Here is a 24,382-nt window from a genome sequence, read left to right as displayed (position 1 = left end):
AGAAGGACGCTGAAGAGCTTAGTTGCGGATTTGAGGTTAAAGAAAAGTATCTGGCTGCTCCCAAGAATTACCTAATAAAAAAAATAAAGCGTTTGTATATACCGTTTGTGTGCGCAGGCATTGGGTGCGCGTTATTGCATAATGCACTACACAATATGTACATCTATTCTAATGTTTTAACTGCTACAGATATATTGAAAGAACTGTTTCATGTCACAGTACGGATGGTTTCACACGAAACTTTAATGGGCGCCATGTGGTTTTGTCCGGCTATGCTAATTGTTTCTTTGATAAGTTGGGGAGCTTTTAAAACGGCTTCACTACTAAAGAACAACCTATCGAAACAGGTAAACCAAATTTTAGTATTCTCGGTTCTGATTGGTATAGCTTCTATCTGCCTTTATGCCGTACATTTGGAAAGTCCTTATTGCATCTGGCAATATATGATAATATGTGGGATATTCTATGAAGGTTTCCTTTTTTCAAAATGTAAAAAAAAGATAAATAGGGGGGGGGGGCGAAATATGCAACTCTTATATGCAATCCTATTTACCGTACTTTTGATACTGCTTCTTTGGCTGACTTCCATCGGTATCTACGGGCGTTTGCAGCCAGCCAACGTGAATGTTGAAAATCCTATAACAATCTTGCTTATAGCGGCAATGGGGGCTTTAATGGTATATTGCTTATCGCACTTGATTTCCAACAGCAAGATTGGAAATTGGATTGCCATTTGTGGAGATTACAGTTTTTCCATTATGTTATTGCACTTTCTTGCCTTTAAGGCGGTAAATCTCTTGCAATGCTTGATGTATGATTATCCGTTAGAGCGCATCGCTGAATTTCCGTGTATAAATTACCTCTCCATGGAGTGGATGGGGCTTTATATATTAGCAGGATGTACCTTGCCTATTGCCTTATCAAAACTCTATGAAATGATATTGCTTCATGTTTTCAATATCTTTAAAAGAAACAAGTAAAATGATGACAGGTATCATAGTTGTGTCTTATCACAATGCAGAAGGCACTCGTAAATATGTAGTAAAACAGCTTTCGAAGCTCTCTGATGCATATCGTGTTATAGTTGTTGCTGTGGATGCAACCGAAGAATATGGACGCAATCTTGCTTATGATTGTGAATTATTATATATAAACCAATCGCAACAAGTAGCCGACCATCCCAAAGGATGGTGCATATCTACTACTGAAAATTTGGGGTATGCCAAGGGAAACAATTGGGGCGTAAATATTTTGAAAAAGAGCGGGATATCATTTGACAATTACCTATTTTCTAATGATGATATTGAGATAATGAATCCTAATATTTTAAATGTGCTTGCCACTACTTTCTATCAAGATGAGCAATGTGCTGGAGTAGGACCAAGAGTGATAGGCTTAGATGGAAACGACCAAAGTCCCCATATGAAATATATTTCACCTAAAAGACTTATAGGATGGCAACTTTTCCCTTTCTTAAGAAAAAAGAGAAAAAGAGAAACCATGAAAAATCAAAAAGCGACATTTACAATATCCGAATCAACCCAACTAAGAAGACAGAATACTACAACCAAACAAGCTATGATCCCTACTACTACCCCAAAGCCCCCAAAAGGGAAGTGCTATTGGGTGAGTGGCGCTTTTATGCTAGTAAGAGCAGATAGATTCCATGTTGTTGAGGGATTTGATTCACGCACATTCCTTTATTATGAAGAAGCGATATTAGCAGAGCGTTTTATACTTCATGGCTGGAGTTTCGCATTTGAGCCATCGGTTTCTGTAATACATTATGAAGGAGGAAGTACCACTGTGAAAACAGACAAACGCAATGCCATAGAAACGGAAAGTAGAATATTATATTATAAAGAATATAGACGTGAGCATAGTTGGTTGCTATGGATATACGAAAAAATCTCTAAAATGTAACTAATGATGAATTTTATAACATATCATTATAAATTATTCCAAAAGATATATCCCAAAGAAATCTGGATATATACCTTACTCATTCTCTTACACATGAGTAGAAAAACCATATTTAATGTGCAACAAGATGTCGGAAACGAAAGTGTAGGCGGAGGCACTCTCTTGATGTTACTTTGCACAATACTCAATTACTACTATGCATTTAAAGAAAGTAAAAGTTTGACACCGGCTATTCAAGCAACTAAATCTTATTTTGTGTTCTACATATTTGCATTACTCAGTTTTTTATGGGCTATATTTCCTGATTATAAAGCTCTCTTTTCAAAATGTTTAGAACTAATCTCATCTTACATGTTAGTTTCTGTAATCATGTGGAAAACAAAAAGCAGGAGAAAAGCCATGCTATATCTATTGTATCTATGTACATTATCGGCAACAATAGGATATTTTGCAAAAGTACTGGCATTTAAAAGCATATTGGTCCACACCAATACCCACAGCCTTATTGCCGCTATGGGTGCCTTAATGGCATGGAAAATGAAAAACCATTACAAAATACGTCATTTAGCACCTCTTGTATACTGGAATTTTTTCATGTTGCTTATGGGAACCTCATCTGCTTCTAATATTGCCTTTATAGTTGGCTTGTTCGTAATGTTATCATGCACTAAAAAAGGTGTAAACATTCCAAAACTTGCAGTCACTTTTTTGTTTTTCTCGGCATTCTATTATTTTTTTAAAGATTTAGTGTTCGAGTACGTATTTTACGGCAAATCACAAGAAGCCGTTGAATCTGGTACAGGCAGGCAGATTATTTGGAATGTGGTGTTTGATACTTGGAGGAAACATCCTTGGTTTGGTTTAGGCTATATAGTTGGTGAACGGCATTTGGTTGACTTAACCGGACTTCCTGCCGCTTATTCCACCCACAACGGCTTTTTATCTGTCCTTTTGGGGACAGGCATTGCAGGAGCTATTATTTTTGGATGGTTTTATTTGAAAACAATATGGATAAATATTCAAGGTACATTTTCTTCCAAATATGGCACAGAAATGACCATACTTTTGCCCATGCTCGCTGTTGTAACCGTTAACAATCTATCGTTCCCTGCTGTGGGTTCTGAATGGAATTATACCTTACCACCCATCTTGGGACTTTTCGCATTAATACACACCATTCAATATAAAACCAAATAAGAACATGTTATTTTCTGATATTAATTTTTTATTATTCTTAGTTCCCCTATTAGCTACATTATGGATACACGAAAAATTAAAATGGGGTGGAGTATTCTTACGTAATACAATATTACTAATAGCCAGTTATTGGTTCTACGCTCAACTATCACCTACGTACGTTGTACTATTAGGAGCTATTACACTACTTAATTGGATAAGCGGCAAAAGTTTGTTGCAGCAAAAACGTAAATGGGTATGTGGTACTACTGTCATACTAAGTCTTCTGCCATTAATTTGCTATAAATATGCTCATTTTTTTATTGTGGACGTTCTTGGACTAGCTAATGAAAATTTTGCCACATGGGTACTCCCTATCGGAATTTCATTTTTTACGTTTCAGGCATTGACCTATACCATTGATATATATCGGGGAAAAATAAAAGAAAAAGCTCCTTTAATTGACTTTATGTTGTTTGTGTCCTTCTTCCCTAATATACTATCCGGCCCGATTGAAAAGGGGCGCAATCTATTACCCCAACTGCACAAATTACACCCTATCACCAATGACAATCTATTAAGAGGTAGCGAATTATTTGCTTGGGGACTTTTCAAAAAAGTGGTAGTAGCCGATCGCATAGCCATATATACAAATTCCGTTTTTGAACACCCGGACTTCTATTCAGGAAATTCAAACCTGCTTGCAATCGCATTATACAGTATACAGATATATTGCGATTTCAGCGGATATACAGACATGGCAATCGGTGTGGCAAAAATGATGGGATTCAGATTAAATGATAATTTCCGCTTTCCTTATTTCAGCACTACAATTAGGCAATTTTGGAAAAAATGGCATATATCACTTACGTCTTGGTTCACCGAATATCTCTACATTGCCTGTGGAGGAAATAGAGTGCCGAAATGGCGATGGTATATCAATATTTCACTAGTGTTCTTAGTTAGTGGATTGTGGCATGGAGCAGCTTGGACTTTCATTTTTTGGGGAGCATTACATGCCGTATTGTATTTGATAGAACATATCAGCGGGCTGAAAAACCAATTTTTGTCATTTTGGCGTATATGGGTACAAGGCATCTATGTATATATAGTAGTGTCACTGGCTTGGGTCTTTTTCCGTGCCAACACATTCAATGATGCAACGGCTATGATAAATGGAGTATTTAGAGATTGGGGGCGGCAATACACCACCGCATCGCTAATGGGCTTCGTTTTAATGTTAGCAGCATTAGCACTATTTATCATACTTGAAATATTGGCTTATAAGAAAGTGATAACTATAACAGAAAGTGAAAACAATCCTTATGATGGAAAAAACTTAGCATTCTTGGTGATAACGTTGCTTTCTATTTCTCTATTAGGACAATCGGGCGCGCAGTTTGTTTATTTCAAATTTTAAATTGACACATGAAGAAATTATATAAAATATTGATTGCCATTGCAGTTTTTTTCTTTCTTGATTTTGCTATCAGCAGTTTATTAAAAGAAGGATTAAACAAAGGGTTTGGATTAAGACAAGAGTCTGAAATATTAATAGTAGGTCATAGCCATATGATGATGGGAGTGGATAGAGACAAATTGGAAAAAGGACTAAAATGCAAAATAAGTAAATATACTCGTACTGGAGTAAGTTTACCCGAACGATATCTAATGACTCAACAGTATTTAAACTCAAAATACTCAAAAAAATTAAAAGCAGCATTAATCGGAGTGGATGCTTTTACTTTTTCAGAAGGTAATATTAGTAAAAATTGCTATACGCTATTTTATCCATTCTATGAAGACAAGAATGTGAACGACTATTTAAAAAGACACGCAAAACCTACAGAATATTGGCAGCACAAAATCATCCGGTTGTCTCGTTATAGCGATGACTTGATAAACTCATCTGTTCGCGGCTGGATGCACGATGACAAAAACTATAAGACAAATCAAATAAATATGGACGAATTTGAGAAACAGCGTTCCAAATGGAAAAGTAACATTAGCTTTAATAAGGAACTTATGTCTAAATTGAATGAACTAATACATATGCTGACAAAACGCGGCATAAAAGTTTATTTAGTTAACACTCCTACACTTGATACAATAAACCATACACAACCAGAAAACTATAAATACATAATGGAGTATTACCGAAAATTGGCGAACAATAATATGGTCTATTTTATTGACTTCACAAAACATGAATCTAATTATGAACTTTTTTTTGATCCCCTTCACTTAAACGTTAACGGTCAGACTTTAGTTACAGATTCATTGATTCAATTTTTAAAAAATCAATTTTAAACAGTTTCTTGGTAATTCTTTCTTATTCCTATTATGTTACATGAAACATGCATATTTAATTGTAGCACATACAGACTTTAAAATTTTGGAAAGACTTTTGGATCTATTGGATTATCCCGGAAATGATATTTATGTTCACATAGACAAAAAAGTGTCTTATGATATAAAATATCACCCTGTGTATTCAAAGCTATTCACTGTATCTAATGAACATCGGATAGATGTAAGATGGGCAGATTGTACAATTGCATGGGCAGAAATGGAATTGTATAAATTAGCTCATAATCATGGTCCGTATGGATACTACCACTTAATGAGCGGAATCGATTTACCTCTCAAATCACAAAATTTTATTCACCGTTTTTTTGAAGAACATAATGGAATAGAATTCTATGGTCTTATGCAAAATGCTTGGCGTACAAAAAGCAAGATTATGTATTACCATCTTTTCACCAAGCATCTCCGCGGATTTGGGTGGAGAAGTCAAATTGAAGGTATTTTGAACTCGATTTTAGTAAAACTGCAAAAGATTCTGCCAATTATGCGCTCGCATAAAGAGATACCGATTTTAGTCAAAGGCACAACTTGGAGTTCTCTTACAGAAGAAGCTGTAAGTTATATTCTTTCCAAACAAGATTATATCTACAAAAGGTTTCGATATACATTCGCTTGTGACGAAATTTACAAACCGATTTTATTAATCAATTCTCCATTTGTAGATAAATTCTATTCAAAAACAGATGAATATAAGGGGTGTTTGCGAAAAGTAGATTGGCAAAGGGGAAATCCATATATTTGGCAGTTAAAAGATTATGATGAATTAATCAATTCAAATATGTTGTTCGCTCGCAAATTCAGTTCAGAGCATTGGGATTTGGTTGAAAAAATTTCAGATTATGTAAATAACAATAAAAACGTTGTATGAAGATAACTTGGGTAACACGTAGCTTTCTTGATTATCGTATTCCTGTTTATCAGGAGCTAAACAAACTCTGCGGAAGAAACCTTACTGTAATTTATTATAAGGACATTCCACCAGAGCGGACACAAAAAAAAATAAAAGAAGTTCTAGGGGATAAAGCAATCGCCCGAGAAAAAGAATTTCGTATTGGAAATAAACCCAAAATTGATAATGCCTCAAAAAGTAATACTACCTTTAGAATTCCTATTAGTCCAGGACTTATCAAACAAGTTCTTGACAGTAAGCCAGATGTATTAATTTCTGATGGATTTATGCAATGGACATATGCAGCACTTGCAGTACGTGCATTAAAAAGAATTCCTCATGTAATGTGCTATGAACGAACAGCACATACAGAACGTAATGCTGGAAGACTACGGATATGGTACCGAAAAATAGTTTCCCGTTGGATAGACGCTATTGATTGTAACGGTATTTTATGTGGAGAATACGTTCGCTCTTTAGGGTTTGACAGTAAGCGATTAACATTTGGGCATATGGTAGCAGACATTTCAGGTATGTCAAGAACCATACAAAATATAGCGAATGAAGATATTGTCAAAGTAAAAAAAGAATTAAAAATCCCCCCCAAGGGGCTCATGATTCTATTTGTAGGTCAATTAATACCCATCAAAGGAGTTGATCAATTGTTGACTGCTTGGAAACAATTTAAATCACATTGCAAAGAAAATTGCACTTTAGTTTATGTGGGATATGGACGTTTGGAACAACCATTGCGTGACCGTATAGTAAACGAAAAGATACAAGATGTGATATTAATAGGAGGCATTGACTATGATAGTATTGCCCAATATTATAAAGCTGCAGATTGTTTCATCCTCCCTACAGTAGAAGACAACTGGAGTCTTGTGGTACCAGAAGCAATGGCCTGTGGATTACCCGTAGCTACTACGATATACAATGGATGCCACCCGGAATTAATCACTAAAGAAAACGGTTGGGTGTTTGATACATACAATGAACAGTCCATCATTGACACCTTACAAAATATTGTAAACAATAAGGAACGGTTAAAGGAAATGGGTGAAGTGTCTAAGCGCATTGTAAGTAAACATACAGCTGAAAGAGCAGCCCAAAGTATTATGGCCGCTATTGATATTGCCCAAAAACATTGCAAAAAATAAGTTCTATCAAAACAATTTATGAAAATAAACACACTTACCACATACGATGTTTATAATTATGGCGCATCACTGCAAGCCTATGCCCTACAACAATATTTGACAAATCTAGGACACGAAGTGGAAATCATCAATTACCAACCAGACTATCTAACTCGCAAATATAATTACAAATGGGTGAATCCTGAATCGAAGTTGAGCAGATATACCTTGACACGTGCTGCCTATCGGGTGATGAAGTATCTACAGCGCCAGACAACTTTAGGCAGAAAACAAACATTCGACATATTCAATCATCGGACACTAAAGGAAACGTCCTTAAGGTATACTTCGTATAAAGAACTTTGTAACAACCCTCCAAAAGCAGATTTATACATTGTAGGGAGCGACCAGATATGGAACGTGTTTTATGAAGCCGGACGTGATCCGGCTTTCTTCCTGGAGTTTGTCAAACAAGGGCATAAAGCATCATATGCTGCAAGTTTTTCGTATTTGGACATAGACGAGACAAACAAAAGACGCATTCAAAAGTCATTGGAAACTTTTGATGCTGTGGCGGTACGTGAATATCATGGCCTTGATATTTTAAGAAGTATGAATATAGAGGGAACATGGACACTTGATCCTGTATTTTTACTTTCGGCAGAGCAATGGAAAAAATTGATGGTAACAAACATCCCCAAAAAAGATTATCTATTGATTTACGACTTTGAGGGGAACAAAGAATTAAAGCAATTTGCCAAGGAGTATGCACAGCGGCATCATCTGAAGATTTATGCCATAGCAGATACTTATCCATTGCTTTATGCCAACAAAAACTTCATGAAAGCAGGCCCTCGTGAGTTTATTTCAATGATTTATCATTGTAAAGTTTTTATTTCCAATTCCTTTCATGGCACGGCATTCTCCATCATGTTTAACAAACCTGTATTCGTGTTTAACAGACATCGACATAAAGTGAATTCGCGTATGGAGAGTTTAATGGCTCTTTTCGGATTAAACAATTGCATCTTGGGCAGTCCAGAAAAATGGGAAAAAGCTTATGATTATCCTTTCGATTACGAACAGATCAATCACATCAAGCAACGTGAATTGATTAAGTCGAAAGCCTACTTGGATAATTTGTTAAATATATGTACACATCCATAAAATGCTATGATAGATTTATCTGTAATCATACCGGTTTATAATGCCGCCCCATCCATTAACCGCACATTAGATTCTATTTTCAACCAACAAACATCTTACGCTATAGAGGTTATTCTCATTGATGATGGGAGCAAAGATAATTCCATAGAGATTATCAAAACCCGAAAAGAAGCCAACATCACATTGTTACGACAAAAAAACGAAGGACCTTCTGCTGCCCGTAACAATGGGATTAAGACAGCACAAGGTCGCTATTGCGCTTATTTGGATGCAGACGATTATTGGGAACAAGGTTTTATCGAAAAAACTGTTTCATTTTTGGACAACCATCCTGATTGTGTGGCAGTAAATGTTGCGCAACGTCACCTCGCTGTCTCCGGTTCATTTGAAATCCCCAGTTGCTACCAAGAGTATAAAGAAGCTTTCATCTTAGAAGATTTTTTCACTTTCTGGGCAAAGCACATGCATGTCTGTACAGGAAGTGTCTTAATCCGCAAAGAAGTGATTAATACAATTGGAGGACAGCGTAAAGACCTTCGCATCACTGAAGATTTGGAGTTTTGGGCTATGGTATCTACCTATGGACAATGGGGATTTATCCCGGAAATTCTTTTTGTAAGCGATGGTGGAGACGTGACCCGTAGTCAAGGCTGGTTAAACAAAATGATGATACGCTGGAGCAACGCGCCCAGTATTGCTGATTGGGAAAAGCGCATTGTTACACGCCTGCCCAATGAACTACCTGCTGGTTATTTAAAAGCCCGTGGCCGTATTTCACGCAACCTCACTTATTGCCAACTTCTCTCCGGTCGTTTGACATTGAGCCGTCAAGAGGCTTTGAAATATGGCAGATATTTTGTGAAGGACCCCATTGGTAAACTCATGAATATGACGAAACATACTCCTATTACTTGGTGGATGTTGGCGAAGTTGCTGCAATACAGGGAGTATCACCGGAAGTAGTAAAGTTCACATAAACAATAGGTACATCATCAATATATGCCAAGAGAAAGACATCAAACTGATAATGGTAACCTCGCCATAGCACACTGGTTGAAGTCTATACTTTAAATTTGATTGACCGAAACATGAAACCAAGAGTTCTTTTTATAATGCACATGCCCCCACCCGTACACGGTGCATCCATGATGGGGGCATATATTCATGACAGCAAAGTAATAAACGAAGCTTTTGACTGCCACTATCTTAACTTAACTCTTGCCAAAGATATCAATGACATAGGAAAAGGAGGAATAAGGAAACTTATTGTTTACTTAAAAAAACAGATACAAATAGCAAAAACCGTAAAGAGAATAAAGTCGCAATTATGCTATTTGACTCCCAATACCAAAGGTGGGGCTTTCTACAAAGATTTTTGTACCCTATTCCTGCTAAAATGTTTGGGACAGAAAATCATAATACATTTTCATAACAAAGGTGTGAAATCAAGAGAAGGGCAATGGCCGGACAAATGGTTATACAAAGCCTTTTTCAAGAATATACAGATAATACTGCTGGCTCCCCCACTCTACAATGACATCCAAAAATTTGTAAAACCAGAACAGGTGGTATACTGTCCCAATGGCATTCCACAAAACGTAACCTATGATTTTTCCAAGAAAAGAAACACCCCTTTCAAATTATTATTCCTCAGCAACATGTTAAGGGAAAAGGGGGTATGGGATTTGATAGATGCACTAAATATCGTAAAGAACGATGGTTATTCATTTCATTGTGATTACATTGGAAAGTGGAGTGACATTGCGGAAAGTGAATTCAACCAAAAGGTAAAACACAAAAATCTAGACAAGTATATACAGGCACACGGAGCCAAATATGGAGAAGAAAAAGAATTTTTTCTTAAGCAAGCAGACTTATTTATATTTCCCACTTATTATCATAATGAATGTTTCCCATTAGTACTTCTTGAGGCTATGGAACAGGGACTACCCTGCATCAGCACAAATGAGGGAGGAATCCCCGGTATCATAGAGGAAGGCAAAACCGGATTTATCGTGGAAAAACATAGTCCGCAACAGCTGGCAGAAAAGATAGAATATTTAATAGGCCATCCCATGATATGTGCTGAAATGGGTAAAGCCGGTAAAGAAAAATTTCAAAGGGAATTCACTTTGGAAAAGTTTGAAAACCGGATGAAAGATATTTTAAAAGAATGTATAGCTTCATACAAGAAGTAAATAGAAAAAATTAATTTTATAACTAGGGTATTAGTCATGTTAGAAAAAAATGCAAAGATTTTTGTAGCGGGGCATCGTGGTTTAGTAGGTTCCGCCATCTGGAACAACCTGCAACAAAGAGGTTATACAAACTTAGTAGGACGCTCACACAAAGAACTGGATTTGCTGGACGGAACCGCCGTAAAGAAATTTTTCGATGAAGAACGACCGGAAGCGGTGGTACTGGCTGCTGCCCATGTGGGTGGCATTATGGCAAACCTGCAATACCGGGCGGACTTTATCTATCAGAATCTGCAAATCCAGCAGAACGTAATCGGTGAGAGTTTCCGTCACGGAGTAAAGAAGCTGCTCTTCTTGGGAAGCACCTGCATCTACCCGCGTGAAGCTCCGCAGCCCATGAAGGAAGAAGTGCTGCTGACCTCTCCGCTGGAATACACCAACGAGCCGTATGCCATAGCCAAAATAGCCGGGCTGAAGATGTGTGAAAGCTTCAACCTGCAATACGGAACCAATTACATAGCCGTGATGCCTACCAACCTATATGGACCGAACGACAACTTCCACCTGGAAAACAGCCATGTACTGCCTGCCATGATCCGCAAGATTTACCTTGCCAAATGCCTCAACGAAGGGGATTGGGATGCTGTACGCAAAGATATCAACCTGCGTCCGGTGAAAGGGGTAAACGGCAGCTATGGCAACGAGGAGATTCTGGCAGAGCTTGCCAACTTCGGAATAACCCCGGAAGCGGTCACCTTGTGGGGAACCGGCAAACCGTTGCGTGAATTCCTATGGAGCGAAGAAATGGCAGATGCCAGTGTACATGTACTGCTGAATGTGGACTTTAAAGACACATATGCTCCGGACAGTAAAGAAATACGCAACTGCCACATCAATGTGGGCACCGGAAAGGAACTCAGCATAAAGGAAGTGGCTGAAAAGATTATAGCCGAAATAGGATTCAAAGGTGAGCTGCGATGGGACGCCTCGAAACCGGATGGCACACTGCGCAAACTGACGGATGTGACCAAACTGCATAACCTGGGATGGCATCATAAAATAGAAATAGACGAAGGAATACACCGTTTGTACGAATGGTATCTGAAAGGTATCTGCATCAATCATCAGACCAACTAAATTACATTTTTCACATTCCTCTTGTATATTACACACATAATCTTTACATTTGCGCAGTTTTCATACATGATTACATCGTTCTGTTCAAAATACCTTTCCATGTGACAGGCGATAGCGTAGCGTACTCTGCGGAAAATTATCATTCCTTTTATACATGTTGAAGTTAAAGACAATTTCGCTTCTGGGACACAGAAGTGAGCTTGACGCATTGCCCGAAGGCAAACTGCTGATTAACACCATCAATGCGCACTCGTATAACACAGCATTGAAAGATCCTGCCTTTGCAGAAGCTTTGCTGAGGGGAGACGCATTGATTCCGGACGGAGCAAGCATTGTACTGGCGTTCAAACTCCTGAGACATGAGAAGATAGAGCGCACAGCGGGATGGGACTTGTTTCTGTACGAAATGGATAAGCTGAACCGGAAAGGAGGAACCTGCTTCTTTCTGGGAAGTAGCGAAGACACCTTGAGGAAAATAAAGGCAAAAGCTGTCCGGTTATATCCCAATATCCGGGTAGAAACCTATTCCCCACCCTACAAGCCGGAATTCACCCAAGAAGACAATCAAGCCATGATAGCCGCCGTAAACCGGGCACAGCCGGATTTGCTCTGGGTGGGCATGACCGCTCCCAAACAAGAGAAATGGACTTATGCACACCTAAAAGAACTGGAGGTAAACGGTCCCATCGGTACTATTGGCGCTGTGTTCGACTTCTTTGCTGAAAACGTGCAACGTGCTCCCGTATGGTGGCAGGAACACGGGTTGGAATGGCTGTACCGGCTGATAAAGGAACCCAAAAGAATGTGGAGAAGATATATCATCGGGAACTGCTTATTCTTATGGAATATCACAAAAGAGAAATTTACATCATAACATAAATAAAAACTGATTTTAAAACCCGAATCATGGATAAGAAAATAGCATTGATTTCAGGCATCACCGGTCAGGATGGTTCATTCCTGGCCGAGTTCCTAATTGAAAAAGGATATGAAGTACACGGCATTCTGCGCCGTTCGTCATCGTTCAACACCGGACGCATAGAGCATCTTTACCTGGATGAATGGGTGCGTGACATGAAGAAGAACCGTCTCGTAAACCTGCACTACGGGGACATGACGGACAGCAGCTCGCTTATCCGCATCATACAGCAGGTGCAGCCGGACGAAATCTATAACCTGGCGGCACAAAGCCATGTGAAAGTATCATTCGATGTGCCGGAGTATACTGCGGAAGCAGATGCCGTAGGCACCCTGCGTATGCTGGAAGCAGTACGTATCCTGGGACTGGAGAAAAAAACGAAAATCTATCAGGCTTCGACTTCCGAACTGTTCGGTCTGGTGCAGGAGGTACCACAGAAGGAGACAACCCCGTTCTACCCACGCAGTCCATATGGTGTGGCCAAGCAATACGGCTTCTGGATTACGAAGAATTACCGGGAAAGCTACGGCATGTTCGCTGTAAACGGCATTCTCTTCAACCACGAAAGCGAACGGCGCGGAGAAACCTTCGTGACACGCAAAATTACACTGGCAGCTGCACGTATAGCCCAAGGGTATCAAGACAAGTTATATCTGGGTAACTTGAATTCGCTGCGCGACTGGGGATATGCCAAAGATTACGTGGAGTGCATGTGGCTGATTCTGCAGCACGACACTCCGGAGGATTTTGTCATAGCTACCGGAGAATATCATACCGTACGTGATTTCACTACACTTGCCTTCAAGGAAACCGGTGTGGAACTACGTTGGGAAGGAGAAGGCGTGAATGAAAAGGGCATTGATACCAAAACCGGTAAAGTGCTGGTGGAAGTGGATCCCAAATACTTCCGTCCTGCCGAAGTGGAACAACTGCTGGGTGACCCGACCAAAGCCAGAACACTGCTGGGTTGGAATCCACGCAAGACTTCTTTTGAAGAACTGGTGAAAATCATGGTGACACATGACATGGCATTTGTGAAGAGACTCTATATGAGGGCACAAATGAATGGTAAAAACACTTCCCAAACATGCTGAAAACGAAAATGAGAAAATGGTGCCTGCTCCTACTGCTGCTTGGTTGCAGCATGGGAGTACAGGCCCAATATTCCATGGGCAACACCGGACTGCTGAACATCCCGACAGCAGATATGCAGGAGGCCGGTACTTTTATGGGAGGCGGCAATTATCTTCCGAACGGCATGACACCGTTTAACTTCAACACTGGAAATTATTTCGTTAACATCACATTCTTATCTTTTCTGGAGTTGAGTTATCGGTGTACGCTATTGAAAACCACCCGGTATGACGGTAAGAAAGGATATTTCCAGCAAGACCGTTCTTTATCTGCACGTATACGTCCGATAAAGGAAGGAAAATATCATCCGGCAATAGTCATAGGTACCAATGACCCTTTCAAAGACACTGGAACCAACTACTTTGCAACCATATATGGCGTACTGACCAAAGGCTTCTCCATCGCAAAAGGAGACCGACTAGCACTGACTGCCGGATATTACCTGCCACTGAACAAACACAGTATACAAGACGGTCCTTTCGGAGGCATCAGCTACTCCCCTGCTTTCTGCCGGGAAATGACTGTCATGGCCGAATATGATTCGGAAGGTTTCAATGTGGGAGCCGCCGCCAGATTATGGAGGCATCTCTCCATCCATGTGTTTACCAGAGAATTCAACAGCATATCGGGAGGAATACGGTATGAATGCAGGTTGTTGCACTAAGAGAGAGATAAGGGATGAAGGATTAGGGATTGGAGAGTAGGATGAAAAACAAGAGAAAAAACGGTTTGAAGTGGATACTGGCAATATGGTTCTGTGGTATTTCTGCAATGGCAGATGCCCAAGTGACAAAGAGCTTGAAAGCCATCGGTATGGAAAATATACGATGTGCACAGACCCCAGGGGTAACCACTGTAAGTTTTGAGAACAATGTATATAGAAGTACCTACACCGGAGTGGGTAAAGCCATAGATGCCTGCTTGGAAAGCAAGACGAAGGGCGGGCTGCAATTGGTAGTACTGGAAAACCGGATTCCCAGGCTTTGCATCAATCTGCCGGATACATTGACGGAAGCATACAGAAACGGGGAAATCAACTTGACACAAGTATATCAGCAAATGGGGATTACAGTAGATACAGATCCTGCCATGAAGGCATTGAAAAATGCCGGTCAGGAAGAAGTGCCGTCTGCCTGGAAGGTGGATTTGGTGATATACCCCGATTTGTTTTTGGAGAACAATACGTTTGACGAACTGTATACATATGCCATCAACCTGAATCCGGCAGTGGAAATGGCTCTATGGAAAGGTGGGAAAATGACCGCACAAGTGATACTGCCCGTAGCCACCAATCTGAGTGGAGAGATGAAACGGATAAGACCGGGAATCATAGCCCTATCGCAGGATGTACGCTTCAGGCACAACATCTTCGGGAAAATGACGGTGGGTAACTTCACCAACAACAGATATGGTGCACAACTGGAAATAAAATACCGCACCAACAACGGACGCTGGGAACTGGGCGGAACGGCAGGCTCCACCGGTTTCTCCGCCATCACCCGGGAAGACGGCTGGTATATAGGCAGAAAGCAGCGTATCAATGCCTCGCTGAATGCTTCGTACTACGAACCACGCCTCAACTTGCAGTTCGACTTGAAAGCAGGAAGATATATTTACGGTGATTATGGAGTGAGAGGAGACTGTACGCGGCACTTCGGAGAGTATGCCATCGGCTTGTATGCCCTTTGTACAGACGGAGAGATAAACGGAGGATTTCATTTTGCCATCCCCCTGCCGGGAAAAAAATGGAGTAGAAAAGGATTCTTCAGAGTAAAACCGGCTGACTACTTTGCATGGGCATACGGCATGGTGGCAGATGGAGAGTACATAGAAAAACAACTGGGAAAAAGTTACAGTACACGCCCTAACGAAAACCGAAGCAGCAACTTCTACCAGCCGGACTATATACGCTATTTCCTTATAAAGGAACTACAAAAAGAAAAATCGAAATAAGTATAATTTAAACAGATTAGTTTTATCAAATGACGAAAATTATGAAAAAGAAAAGTTTATTTTTAGGAGGTGCATTGATGTTTGCAATGACCTTCAGCACAACAGTCCTTACATCTTGCCACGATGACGACAAGAAGTATGAAGAAGTGGAAGACCCGCTAAGAAGTCAAACAGCCTACTACATTGCAGGTACCATTACCGATGCCAACGGTCCATTGGCAGGAGCCACCGTAAAAAGCGGCGAATACTCTGCCACAACCGATGCAAAAGGCGTATACTCACTGACTGTGAACAAAACCGGCATCTACACGCTCACTGTAACAGCTGAAGGACATGATGACTACGAGGCCACAGCAGAATTTACAGACGGAACAGCCAACCACAGCCTGATGGTGGTAAATGTAAAAATGTCAACAACCATAGAATTCGGCGAAATGCAGGAGGCTGACGGAAGCACCATTGAGGCTCCGAAAATAGAAAATCCGGAAAAGGAGAATGCCGCCACCATCAACATACCCACCGGAGGTACGGAAGAAAACACCAAGATTGCAGCCGTCGTGTTTGAAGAGGCACGTGAGGCCAATCCGGCAACTTCCACACAACCGGAAGCATCAAAGGCTTCTGTAAATAACGTAGCCATCAAGACAGAGCCGGCTGACGCTGTTGCCAAGGAAGATATCATCATTGCCATTCCCAATCCGTCGACTGATGCCAACCTGGGCTATTTTGATCCGGAAAACATGGAAGTGGAATCCAGCGAGGCGCCTGCAACCAGAGCCGCTGCTAAAACCGTAGGATTCAACAATAACAATTACATCATTACCATTCCGCAAGGCGAGAAGATAGCCGGCAAATATTCACCTAGAGTGAAATTTACCAAACAAGCTGCCGCCAGTGTAGCAAACGGCTACAACGAAGTGAATGGAAAAGCCGAGATAATCAAGATTGAGAACAGAGATTACGATGCGCTGGAAAACATCACCCTGACCCTTAAAATCAAGAACGGATGGGACTATACCGTTTCTCCGGCTGAAGCGCTGAAAGCTGCAGGAGCATCCGATGCACTGGCCACATACATCAACAACTACATTGAAACTGAAGAGGGAGGTACGAACGGTTCTTATGAAATTGAACAAAAGCTGACTGCAAGTGTCAGTGGCAACCATGTACTGTTGTATGGCAGCAAGCGTATGGTACGCGTGAAAACATATACCTTTAAAGTAGTGGTAGGCAACCAGAGCAAAGACGTAAAAGTAGAGTTGAAAAGCTACACGGGACATCAGGAAGAATATTCAAACAATCCGGTCAGCCAGCACTCAGGCGGCACCACAGGCGGTCAAGGATAATTTTCTCCACAGTCTGAAACCAATAAAAGCTATTCATTTATGACCATAGCCGTTGATTTTGACGGTACCATTGTAGAACACCGCTATCCCCAGATAGGAGAAGAAATTCCCTTTGCCACCGCTACGCTGAAGATGCTGATAAACGAGCGTCACCGGCTGATTTTATGGTCGGTACGTGAAGGGAAGCTCCTGGAGGAAGCTGTGGAATGGTGTAGGAAACGGGGTGTGGAATTCTATGCCGTCAACCGGGACTATCCGGAAGAAGACATCGCACACACCGGTTTTTCACGCAAAGTAAAAGCCGATCTCTTTATCGATGACCGCAACCTGGGCGGGCTGCCCGACTGGGGAAGCATCTACCGCATGGTGCATGACGGGCTGACCTACGAAGAACTGTTTCGCGAAAACAGTGAACCGGTCCGGCAGAAAAAGAAGGGCTTTTGGGTACGTTTGAAGAAATAATATCCAAATAAGATTTTTGACTTATGTCAATTCATAACCCGCAAAAACCTTCTAATTTTGTACTCGAAATAGAGAAAGATTAGTTTTTATAAGAGTAAAGAGATTAGTTTTTAGGGTGCACTAAAAAAATAGGCAATATCCACAATGGTTATTGCCTATTTTTATATATAGCCGGAAGCCAAGTACATCAATACAGACTTCCTTGACCGACTTCCGTAAAGAGCTTCGACAACTTCTCCACCACCGGTTTCATATAACGTTCTCCTTTCTCGGCAGAAGCTTTTTTGGGGTTCCCTACCCCGCTGTCGACTGTAGCCTTATCCCAATGGCGGGGAGCCCAGCCAACCTTTTCATTCAAGGAAGGAATGGCAAACGGTTGGGACTCTCCGTCACCGGCCTCAGCCAGATTCACCAGCTCGGGATGGTAATGCATCATGACGGAAGTCTCAGACTCGCCGGCATGGTCGTCGACAACAGCCTCAAAGTAGTCTTTGGGAGGGACGATGCTGAACCAGTCGGCAGCGATAATCAGAAAATCGGGATACACAAACGCCAGGTCACGAATCATTCCCTTGAAGTTGTTGCCGCCATGACCGCTGAGAATAATCAGCTTACGCATGCCTTGTGCATAGAGGGAAGCAACTATGTCTTCCAGAATGGCCTGCTGGGTGGAATAGCGGGTATGGATGCAGAACGGAAGTTCGCGCTGCCCCGGATTGTGTGCACCGAAAGGTACGGGAGGCATCACCATACAGCGTACACCGGAATTCTGCAAAGCCAGTGCAGCCGCATCTACGGCAATATCATGCGGCAGAATACAATCAGTGAGATAAGGCAGATGCAGATTATGGGGCTCCGTAGCTCCCCAAGGCAGGATGACAACGTCATACTTCACTCCTTTCACCTTTCCATAGCAGGAAACAATAAGGTCAATTTCTCTTTTTTCCATGATAGTTTATTTTGGGGGTAAATCTTTACCGCAAAAATAAACATTATTCCGTCACATTGAACCTATTGCCGGCGATATTCTTTAGGTGACATACCGGTGTGATGCTTGAAATACTTGCCAAAGAACGACTGGTTGGCAAAGTGCAGCTCGTCTGCAATTTCCTGAATGCTCAGCTCGGAAGACTTCAACAAGGCTTTGGCTTCCAAAACGACGAGACTGTCAATCCATTCGCCCGCCGTCTTTCCGCTGATTTCCTTCACTACGGTGGAAAGGTGCTTGGCAGTGAGGAACATCTTATCAGCATAGTAGGACACACTGCGCTCTTCCTTATAGGACTCGGAAATAGCACGGATAAAGCGCTCGAACAAGTCTTCCTTCCTGCTTTTGGGAATGCGTTCCTGGATGACATGTCCTTGATAGATATTATATATCTCATAAAAAAGGGCCAACAGCAACCCCTGAGTGATTTCCTTACGGAAAGGATTGTCTTTCAGCTTCACCTTGCTCCAAAGAAAAGAGTGATACTCCTGAAACGATTGGGATTCCTCCGGAGTGATGTGAACGAAGGGCCGCTCCTTAATCATGAAAAACATAGGGAAAAGCTGTTGCATGGTAGGTATCACCATATCCATAAAATCCCTTGAGACGGCAATGAAAAGACCGGAAAAATCATCGGAACGCTCGCGTTGCAGAACAATCTGGTCGGGAAGAATAATACCCAACATACCTTCCCGCATTTCACATTGCTGCAGGTTGAGTTCCAGTTTGCACCACCCTTTCAAGCAGACAGTCAGGCAAGCAGCATTCAAACGGGTGGGATAAGAGCTCAAAGGCATGTCCTTGATGTCATTAAAAATAGCAAAATCATTGCCGATGAAATCAATCATCGGCAAATGATGTATCTGGGAAATGTCTACATTCCGTATTCTCTTAGTATCCATGGTTTTTGTGCTTTGGCGACAAATGTAGGACTATTTTGCGGAATTTAGCTCTAAAAATTCTTAAATGGAAACTTTTAGTTCATTATCTTGAAACCGATAAAGAAGGTTCTCGGCTGCGTCGGTCCGTAGAAATAACCCGCATCGCGGAATTCCCCTTTATCCAGGTCTTTCTGGAAACTGTTAAAGATGTTCTGTACACCCGTGTTCAACTGGAGTTTGATATGGTCGTGAAGCACAAAGGTGTAGTTCAGCTTCACATTCAGGTCCAGGAATTGGGGAGTATGCTCCATGCGGTCTGAAGTGATATTACAGAAGGCACCCTCGGGAGCATCTTCCGGTGCGTAGTGCGGAACAATCATCTTTCCCGTATAGGTACCGGAAAGAGAGAAATCAAAATTCTTTACCGGTGCGGAGGAGAAAGTGAAGTACCCGTAATAATCAGGTGTACGGGGCATGCGCTTGGTGGTAAGGTCTTCTCCGTCCACCTTCGTCCAGGCTTCCTCATGGGTATAGCGGCTGCGCTGTGCCGTAAATCCGAGCTGGAACTGCGCCTCCTTGCCATGGGCAATCTTTACATCCAGATTGGCACCATATACGCGTGCACCGTTTCCGTTGCGGCGCTCCTTGATGACATCCCCTACTTCGTTCTTGCCGATATCTTCGAGCACAAAGACGTGGCGCAGGTCTGTATAGAAACCTTCCACCAGGATGTTTGCCTGCCAGTGACCCAGATGGGCAGTCCAGTCCACCGAACCGCTGTAACTGTTGGAGCGTTCTTCACTCAGGTTATCGGCGAGTTTGATTTGGACTCCCTTGCCGCCTACTGCCGTCACGTGCAAGTCCTCATCGTATGCCTGCGGAGCACGGAAACCGGTAGAATAAGTCAAGCGTGCCTGAAAATCATCTGTCGGCTTGTAGAGGAGGTTGACGCGGGGGCTGAAAATAAGCTTGTCTATCAGGTTGTGCTTGTCCAGGCGGGCGCCGACCAGCATGGTCAGTACGTTCATCTTCCACTCATTCTGCACGAAGGCGCTGGCAATGCGGACATCCTGCTCCATGTCACGATGATAGCCGGTCATGATGTCGTGCAGGGAGTTGTTCTGATATTCCAGTCCGCCGGTGAAGGTGGCGGGGGCAAAGAAGCAGTTGTCCATATTGCCCACGTACATGCCGCCGGCAACCCAGGTCAGGTCTTTCGTCTTGCCGTAGGCATTCATGTTCTTTTGGGCACCATAGTAGCTGTTGCGGTCGGTGTGCTGGATGGAGGTGTAAGCCGAAATCTTATGCTTGTACTCTTTCCAGAACAAATCATAGCTCACGCCTCCGCTATTGATGATATGCTTGGTCTGCTCGGTGATGTCCGTCTCGTGCGGCTGCAAATCGAATTTGTTGCCTCCGCGACGAAGTTCGTTAGTGGTATGGTATTCCAGATTGATGCGGCTGAAATGCGTAGGACGGTAATAGGCGCGGAAACCGAAGGTATTCATGTTCAGCTTGCCCAGCTCGGAAAAGCCATCGCCATCGCGGTCGTAGGGGTTACGGTTGCGGTAACTCTCATAAAAGGCAATGCCGTAAGAGTTATCTTTGGCAACCAGCGACACATTGCCACCCATATATTGCTCCCAGGACTTGCCGTCCATATTGGAGAACATGCTCGATACCTGGAAGGAATTGTTGATGGGGTCTTTGGTTATAATATTGATAGTTCCTCCCACAGCATTGGCGCCAAACAGGGCAGAGCCTCCGCCACGCACCACTTCTACCCGTTCAATCATGTTCACGGGGATTTGCTCCAATCCGTACACACCGCTCAATGCACTGATGATGGGACGGCTGTTTATCAATATCTGCGAATACGGACCTTCCAAGCCATTGATGCGCACCTGGGGGAAGCCGCAGTTCTGGCAGTTGTTCTCCACGCGCAGGCCCGACTGGTAGTTCAGTGTCTTGGCAAGGTCGGTGGAGTTGACCATCTCGAACAATTTGGTACTCATCACATTTACAACTACCGGAGCTGCCTTGCGGCTTACCTCGTTGCGGTTGGCAGATACCACCACTTCATCGGTCATGAAACTCTCCTCTTCCATCGGGAAATGTATGACGGCAGTAAAGTCCTTGCTCACCGTCACTTCCTTCTCTTGGGTCTTGTAGCCCACTGCCGACACACGGAGCTTGTATTTTCCCGCCGGAAGCTTGCGGAACTCAAATTGTCCTTCTTCATTAGAAACCGTTCCCTGACCGCTGCCGATAATCAAAACCGTAGCATACGGTATATTTTCCTCCGTACCTTTCACTATCACATGGCCGGAAATCATATTGCCTTCCTTTATAGGATTTACGGCAAAAGCTACGCTGGCACTTACCACTGCAAGTACCAACGCCAAAATGTATTGTTTCATCAAATTAGCGCTCTAAATAAAAAAATAATTCAAGTCTGAAAAAAGATAATAATCCGCAATGCCGCACTTCTTTCACTGAAATACCGGACATTCGAGACTAAAACACCTGGTATCTACATGCAAAAAATCCAGGCGTTTTTAAACCTAATGACTATGAAAAAAGAGCGGGAGGAGCGCGAAGGGAAAGAGTACGTATAACTTCCCCCTTTACAGTAGGCGTTGCCGGTTTGGCTCTGAGCATGGACAGCAAAGGACGCATCGGGTGCTGAACCTCATACACATCCACCCCGGAAGAGTGGAATACCGACAGATGCCCGATAACCAGAAGGGAAGTCTGAGAGTGAGAGTGTGTGCCATGAAAAGGGTGCGAGTGCGTTATCATCACCCCATTCACATAATGGACGTGAGTGAACGCAGTGATACTTGCCTGGTACATGATAAACAGTACCAGCAAGCTCAATGCACCTATAATTTTTTTCTTCTGCTTCACGCCCAAAAACTTATACTATAGATTTTGAGCCGCAAAGATAGTGAATTATTCTTTAACTTTGCCAAACAAGAACTCATAATCACGCTTGGAAGCCGGAGCCGCCCATTCTTCGGGAATGAACTTCCACTGATTCAGCGCACGCGGTTCAATCACCTTCTTTCGCTCGATGTACTGCATCAGATAATAGCGTAAGTCCTTATCCGTAGAGTGGATGATGCGCTCCTTCAATTCATCCTGCGAGATGCCGGAACCCTTTGTCAGCAATTCGCCACCACCGTTTCCACGATAAGAATTCACCGCTACCTTATACATTTTATCCATATCGAACGGGGTACCGTCTGCCATGCTGAGAATGGTTACCTTCTCGCCATCCGGCTTGGTCACATCCACCGTGTAGATAATACCCGCCGCAGAATCGAAGTTGAAGCTGAAATTCTTGAATGAGGCCCTATCCGTAACACCTTCGCGGCGCTTCTCACGGAAGAGAAGGATATGGTCGTCCGGAGACTTCATCCGATTGGTCCACAAATCATACGACATCTCCAAGGCATCGCGTATCTCCTTCCCCGTCAGACGCATGGTGTAAAGCATATTTTCGTACTTATACAGATTGAACATATCGTTCACAAAAATGTCTCCTTTACGGATTTCCGTATCATAGGACAAAGGAGCCGCAAAAGAAATATCCGCTCCGCTGATTGCCAACTGCAATTCGTGGATAAGGTCTATAAAAGCGGAAGAACCGAAATAAGCAGGACGTGTGGAGATAGTCTCGGTAAAAGAACCAATTTTCTTGGAAACAAAATTCTGCACAGCTTCATTTTCGGGGGCAAAGCGTTGCATGAACTCTTCGCTGACGCCGTAGTCTTGCGTATCGGACAGTATGCCGTCTATCTTCTTGTCTATAACTTTACCATCACGCAGTTTCAAGGTTATATCCACATTACTCACAACGACACCGTTGCTGGCAGGGTCCATCACCAGTACCGAGTCACCGGCTATGTTGCACACCCTCTTGCATTCGCGCGCATGGTCGTGCCCCATCAGGACAATATCGAATCCCGGCACGTTGCACGCCACTTCCACCGAAGCGTTTTCGCGATACTTGCCTCCCATCAGCTGGGCATCCTGGCCGGCATGGAACATACCGATAACCAAATCAGGCTTTTCCTGCTCACGGATAATCTTCATCCATTTGCGGGCAGTCTCCTCCATATCGTCGAAACGCAGCCCTTTCCACAGATTCTCTGAAAGCCACACGGGGATGGCAGGAGTTATCATACCGAGAACCACAATTTTCACTCCGTCACGTTCCAGCACCTCATAGGGTTTGAAATGGGTTTCTCCGGTAGCAGTATCCACAATATTGGCACCCAATATCGGAAAACGGCAGTCACCTGCCCAACGGTCGAAAACGGTACGGCCGGTCTCTACGTCATGGTTACCCATATTACCGGCATTATACCCCATGAAATTCATCATCTCCGCTGCCAGATGAGGGGCAACGGTATCTATGTAATTATAATAATAGGCTGTGGGCTGTCCCTGCAGAATGTCACCATTGTCCAAGAGAATCAGATTTTTGCCATAAGCCTCACGTTCTTTTTGCACCAAAGCATGCACACGTGCCAGACTGCCGGTTGCCTCCCGGCGGCGTATAAAGTCGTAGGGATAGTAGTTTCCGTGTATATCACTGGTCTGTACGACTTTCAGTTTCACCTCTCTTTCCTGCGCAGGCAGTATGCTTGTCAGGACAAAAATCCAGATAAAAAAACAACTAAATCTTTTCATTA

Annotated in this window: 22 protein-coding genes; 17 read left to right on the top strand and 5 right to left on the bottom strand. The window is 42.6% G+C overall.

What is annotated here, in order from left to right:
- The 17 genes from DW096_RS05825 to DW096_RS05745 all read left to right on the top strand — a co-directional run.
- The coding region (locus tag DW096_RS05825; RefSeq protein ID WP_147401830.1) for an acyltransferase family protein at positions 1-980 on the top strand (980 nt) is incomplete at its 5' end.
- Between the two features lies 1 nt (position 981).
- Positions 982-1,923, top strand: a complete 942-nt coding sequence (locus tag DW096_RS05820; protein WP_158589294.1) for a glycosyltransferase family 2 protein — start codon at positions 982-984, stop codon at positions 1,921-1,923.
- A gap of 3 nt (positions 1,924-1,926) precedes the next feature.
- Positions 1,927-3,120 carry an O-antigen ligase gene (locus DW096_RS05815; protein WP_117866168.1) on the top strand — a complete coding sequence of 398 codons (1,194 nt, stop codon included), beginning with the start codon at positions 1,927-1,929 and terminating at the stop codon, positions 3,118-3,120.
- Between the two features lie 4 nt (positions 3,121-3,124).
- Complete coding sequence (locus DW096_RS05810) at positions 3,125-4,519, top strand: MBOAT family protein (protein WP_117962770.1); 1,395 nt, start codon at positions 3,125-3,127, stop codon at positions 4,517-4,519.
- An 8-nt stretch (positions 4,520-4,527) separates the two neighbouring features.
- Entirely contained in the window at positions 4,528-5,409 is an 882-nt protein-coding gene (locus DW096_RS05805) for an SGNH/GDSL hydrolase family protein (RefSeq protein ID WP_117866170.1), read from the top strand.
- A 40-nt stretch (positions 5,410-5,449) separates the two neighbouring features.
- Positions 5,450-6,334, top strand: coding sequence for a beta-1,6-N-acetylglucosaminyltransferase (locus DW096_RS05800; protein ID WP_117866171.1), 885 nt, complete (start codon positions 5,450-5,452; stop codon positions 6,332-6,334).
- A complete protein-coding gene (locus DW096_RS05795) occupies positions 6,331-7,515 on the top strand; it encodes a glycosyltransferase family 4 protein (RefSeq protein ID WP_117866172.1) in 1,185 nt (394 codons plus the stop codon). Before DW096_RS05800 ends, DW096_RS05795 begins: the two co-directional genes overlap by 4 nt.
- An 18-nt stretch (positions 7,516-7,533) precedes the next feature.
- Positions 7,534-8,661 carry a polysaccharide pyruvyl transferase family protein gene (locus DW096_RS05790; protein WP_117866173.1) on the top strand — a complete coding sequence of 376 codons (1,128 nt, stop codon included), beginning with the start codon at positions 7,534-7,536 and terminating at the stop codon, positions 8,659-8,661.
- 6 nt (positions 8,662-8,667) lie between these two features.
- Positions 8,668-9,624: a glycosyltransferase family 2 protein gene (locus DW096_RS05785; RefSeq protein WP_117866174.1), complete on the top strand. Its 957-nt coding sequence runs from the start codon at positions 8,668-8,670 to the stop codon at positions 9,622-9,624.
- A gap of 125 nt (positions 9,625-9,749) precedes the next feature.
- Positions 9,750-10,859 carry a glycosyltransferase family 4 protein gene (locus DW096_RS05780; RefSeq protein WP_227212666.1) on the top strand — a complete coding sequence of 370 codons (1,110 nt, stop codon included), beginning with the start codon at positions 9,750-9,752 and terminating at the stop codon, positions 10,857-10,859.
- A 36-nt stretch (positions 10,860-10,895) separates the two neighbouring features.
- The gene (locus DW096_RS05775) at positions 10,896-11,996 is read left to right on the top strand and encodes a GDP-L-fucose synthase (protein WP_117866176.1); all 1,101 of its coding nucleotides are present in this window, start codon (positions 10,896-10,898) and stop codon (positions 11,994-11,996) included.
- A gap of 154 nt (positions 11,997-12,150) precedes the next feature.
- The gene (locus DW096_RS05770) at positions 12,151-12,870 is read left to right on the top strand and encodes a WecB/TagA/CpsF family glycosyltransferase (RefSeq protein WP_117866177.1); all 720 of its coding nucleotides are present in this window, start codon (positions 12,151-12,153) and stop codon (positions 12,868-12,870) included.
- A gap of 32 nt (positions 12,871-12,902) precedes the next feature.
- On the top strand, positions 12,903-14,009 hold the full coding sequence (gmd, locus tag DW096_RS05765; protein ID WP_117866178.1) for a GDP-mannose 4,6-dehydratase: 1,107 nt from the start codon (positions 12,903-12,905) through the stop codon (positions 14,007-14,009).
- A complete protein-coding gene (locus DW096_RS05760; protein WP_117866179.1) occupies positions 14,003-14,713 on the top strand; it encodes a YjbH domain-containing protein in 711 nt (236 codons plus the stop codon). Before gmd ends, DW096_RS05760 begins: the two co-directional genes overlap by 7 nt.
- Positions 14,714-14,754: 41 nt before the next feature.
- Positions 14,755-16,002: a YjbH domain-containing protein gene (locus tag DW096_RS05755; RefSeq protein WP_117866180.1), complete on the top strand. Its 1,248-nt coding sequence runs from the start codon at positions 14,755-14,757 to the stop codon at positions 16,000-16,002.
- A gap of 41 nt (positions 16,003-16,043) precedes the next feature.
- Positions 16,044-17,348 (top strand): carboxypeptidase-like regulatory domain-containing protein, encoded by a 1,305-nt coding sequence (locus DW096_RS05750; RefSeq protein WP_182012951.1) that lies wholly within the window; start codon positions 16,044-16,046, stop codon positions 17,346-17,348.
- A 39-nt stretch (positions 17,349-17,387) separates the two neighbouring features.
- On the top strand, positions 17,388-17,810 hold the full coding sequence (locus DW096_RS05745; RefSeq protein ID WP_117866182.1) for a BT0820 family HAD-type phosphatase: 423 nt from the start codon (positions 17,388-17,390) through the stop codon (positions 17,808-17,810).
- A 187-nt stretch (positions 17,811-17,997) separates the two neighbouring features.
- Here DW096_RS05745 and DW096_RS05740 read toward each other — a convergent pair whose 3' ends face one another.
- The 5 genes from DW096_RS05740 to DW096_RS05720 form a co-directional block, all read right to left on the bottom strand.
- Positions 17,998-18,759, bottom strand: coding sequence for a creatininase family protein (locus DW096_RS05740; protein ID WP_120028717.1), 762 nt, complete (start codon positions 18,757-18,759; stop codon positions 17,998-18,000).
- Between the two features lie 62 nt (positions 18,760-18,821).
- The gene (locus DW096_RS05735; protein ID WP_005836102.1) at positions 18,822-19,700 is read right to left on the bottom strand and encodes an AraC family transcriptional regulator; all 879 of its coding nucleotides are present in this window, start codon (positions 19,698-19,700) and stop codon (positions 18,822-18,824) included.
- A gap of 74 nt (positions 19,701-19,774) precedes the next feature.
- Positions 19,775-22,099: a TonB-dependent receptor gene (locus tag DW096_RS05730; RefSeq protein WP_016273450.1), complete on the bottom strand. Its 2,325-nt coding sequence runs from the start codon at positions 22,097-22,099 to the stop codon at positions 19,775-19,777.
- Positions 22,100-22,250: 151 nt separating this feature from the next.
- Positions 22,251-22,589: a hypothetical protein gene (locus tag DW096_RS05725; RefSeq protein WP_034525598.1), complete on the bottom strand. Its 339-nt coding sequence runs from the start codon at positions 22,587-22,589 to the stop codon at positions 22,251-22,253.
- A gap of 45 nt (positions 22,590-22,634) precedes the next feature.
- On the bottom strand, positions 22,635-24,380 hold the full coding sequence (locus DW096_RS05720; RefSeq protein ID WP_117962756.1) for a bifunctional UDP-sugar hydrolase/5'-nucleotidase: 1,746 nt from the start codon (positions 24,378-24,380) through the stop codon (positions 22,635-22,637).
- Positions 24,381-24,382 lie beyond the last annotated feature (2 nt).

The organism is Bacteroides sp. AM07-18 (assembly GCF_003602695.1).
GTDB classification, from domain to species: Bacteria; Bacteroidota; Bacteroidia; order Bacteroidales; family Bacteroidaceae; genus Bacteroides; species Bacteroides uniformis.
Note: the sequence above shows the minus strand (reverse complement) of the source record. Positions and strands in the feature narration are given on the sequence as shown.

Excerpts from the sequence above, each read along its gene's own strand:
- DW096_RS05755 (WP_117866180.1), top strand. The coding sequence starts at position 14,755 with ATGAAAAACAAGAGAAAAAACGGTTTGAAGTGGATACTGGCAATATGG.
- DW096_RS05735 (WP_005836102.1), bottom strand. The coding sequence starts at position 19,700 with ATGGATACTAAGAGAATACGGAATGTAGACATTTCCCAGATACATCAT.
- DW096_RS05805 (WP_117866170.1), top strand. The coding sequence starts at position 4,528 with ATGAAGAAATTATATAAAATATTGATTGCCATTGCAGTTTTTTTCTTT.
- DW096_RS05745 (WP_117866182.1), top strand. The coding sequence starts at position 17,388 with ATGACCATAGCCGTTGATTTTGACGGTACCATTGTAGAACACCGCTAT.
- DW096_RS05810 (WP_117962770.1), top strand. The coding sequence starts at position 3,125 with ATGTTATTTTCTGATATTAATTTTTTATTATTCTTAGTTCCCCTATTA.
- DW096_RS05815 (WP_117866168.1), top strand. The coding sequence starts at position 1,927 with ATGATGAATTTTATAACATATCATTATAAATTATTCCAAAAGATATAT.
- DW096_RS05795 (WP_117866172.1), top strand. The coding sequence starts at position 6,331 with ATGAAGATAACTTGGGTAACACGTAGCTTTCTTGATTATCGTATTCCT.
- DW096_RS05750 (WP_182012951.1), top strand. The coding sequence starts at position 16,044 with ATGAAAAAGAAAAGTTTATTTTTAGGAGGTGCATTGATGTTTGCAATG.
- DW096_RS05760 (WP_117866179.1), top strand. The coding sequence starts at position 14,003 with ATGCTGAAAACGAAAATGAGAAAATGGTGCCTGCTCCTACTGCTGCTT.
- DW096_RS05720 (WP_117962756.1), bottom strand. The coding sequence starts at position 24,380 with ATGAAAAGATTTAGTTGTTTTTTTATCTGGATTTTTGTCCTGACAAGC.
- DW096_RS05790 (WP_117866173.1), top strand. The coding sequence starts at position 7,534 with ATGAAAATAAACACACTTACCACATACGATGTTTATAATTATGGCGCA.
- DW096_RS05780 (WP_227212666.1), top strand. The coding sequence starts at position 9,750 with ATGAAACCAAGAGTTCTTTTTATAATGCACATGCCCCCACCCGTACAC.
- DW096_RS05775 (WP_117866176.1), top strand. The coding sequence starts at position 10,896 with ATGTTAGAAAAAAATGCAAAGATTTTTGTAGCGGGGCATCGTGGTTTA.
- DW096_RS05770 (WP_117866177.1), top strand. The coding sequence starts at position 12,151 with ATGTTGAAGTTAAAGACAATTTCGCTTCTGGGACACAGAAGTGAGCTT.
- DW096_RS05785 (WP_117866174.1), top strand. The coding sequence starts at position 8,668 with ATGATAGATTTATCTGTAATCATACCGGTTTATAATGCCGCCCCATCC.
- DW096_RS05800 (WP_117866171.1), top strand. The coding sequence starts at position 5,450 with ATGAAACATGCATATTTAATTGTAGCACATACAGACTTTAAAATTTTG.
- DW096_RS05730 (WP_016273450.1), bottom strand. The coding sequence starts at position 22,099 with ATGAAACAATACATTTTGGCGTTGGTACTTGCAGTGGTAAGTGCCAGC.
- DW096_RS05820 (WP_158589294.1), top strand. The coding sequence starts at position 982 with ATGATGACAGGTATCATAGTTGTGTCTTATCACAATGCAGAAGGCACT.
- gmd (WP_117866178.1), top strand. The coding sequence starts at position 12,903 with ATGGATAAGAAAATAGCATTGATTTCAGGCATCACCGGTCAGGATGGT.
- DW096_RS05740 (WP_120028717.1), bottom strand. The coding sequence starts at position 18,759 with ATGGAAAAAAGAGAAATTGACCTTATTGTTTCCTGCTATGGAAAGGTG.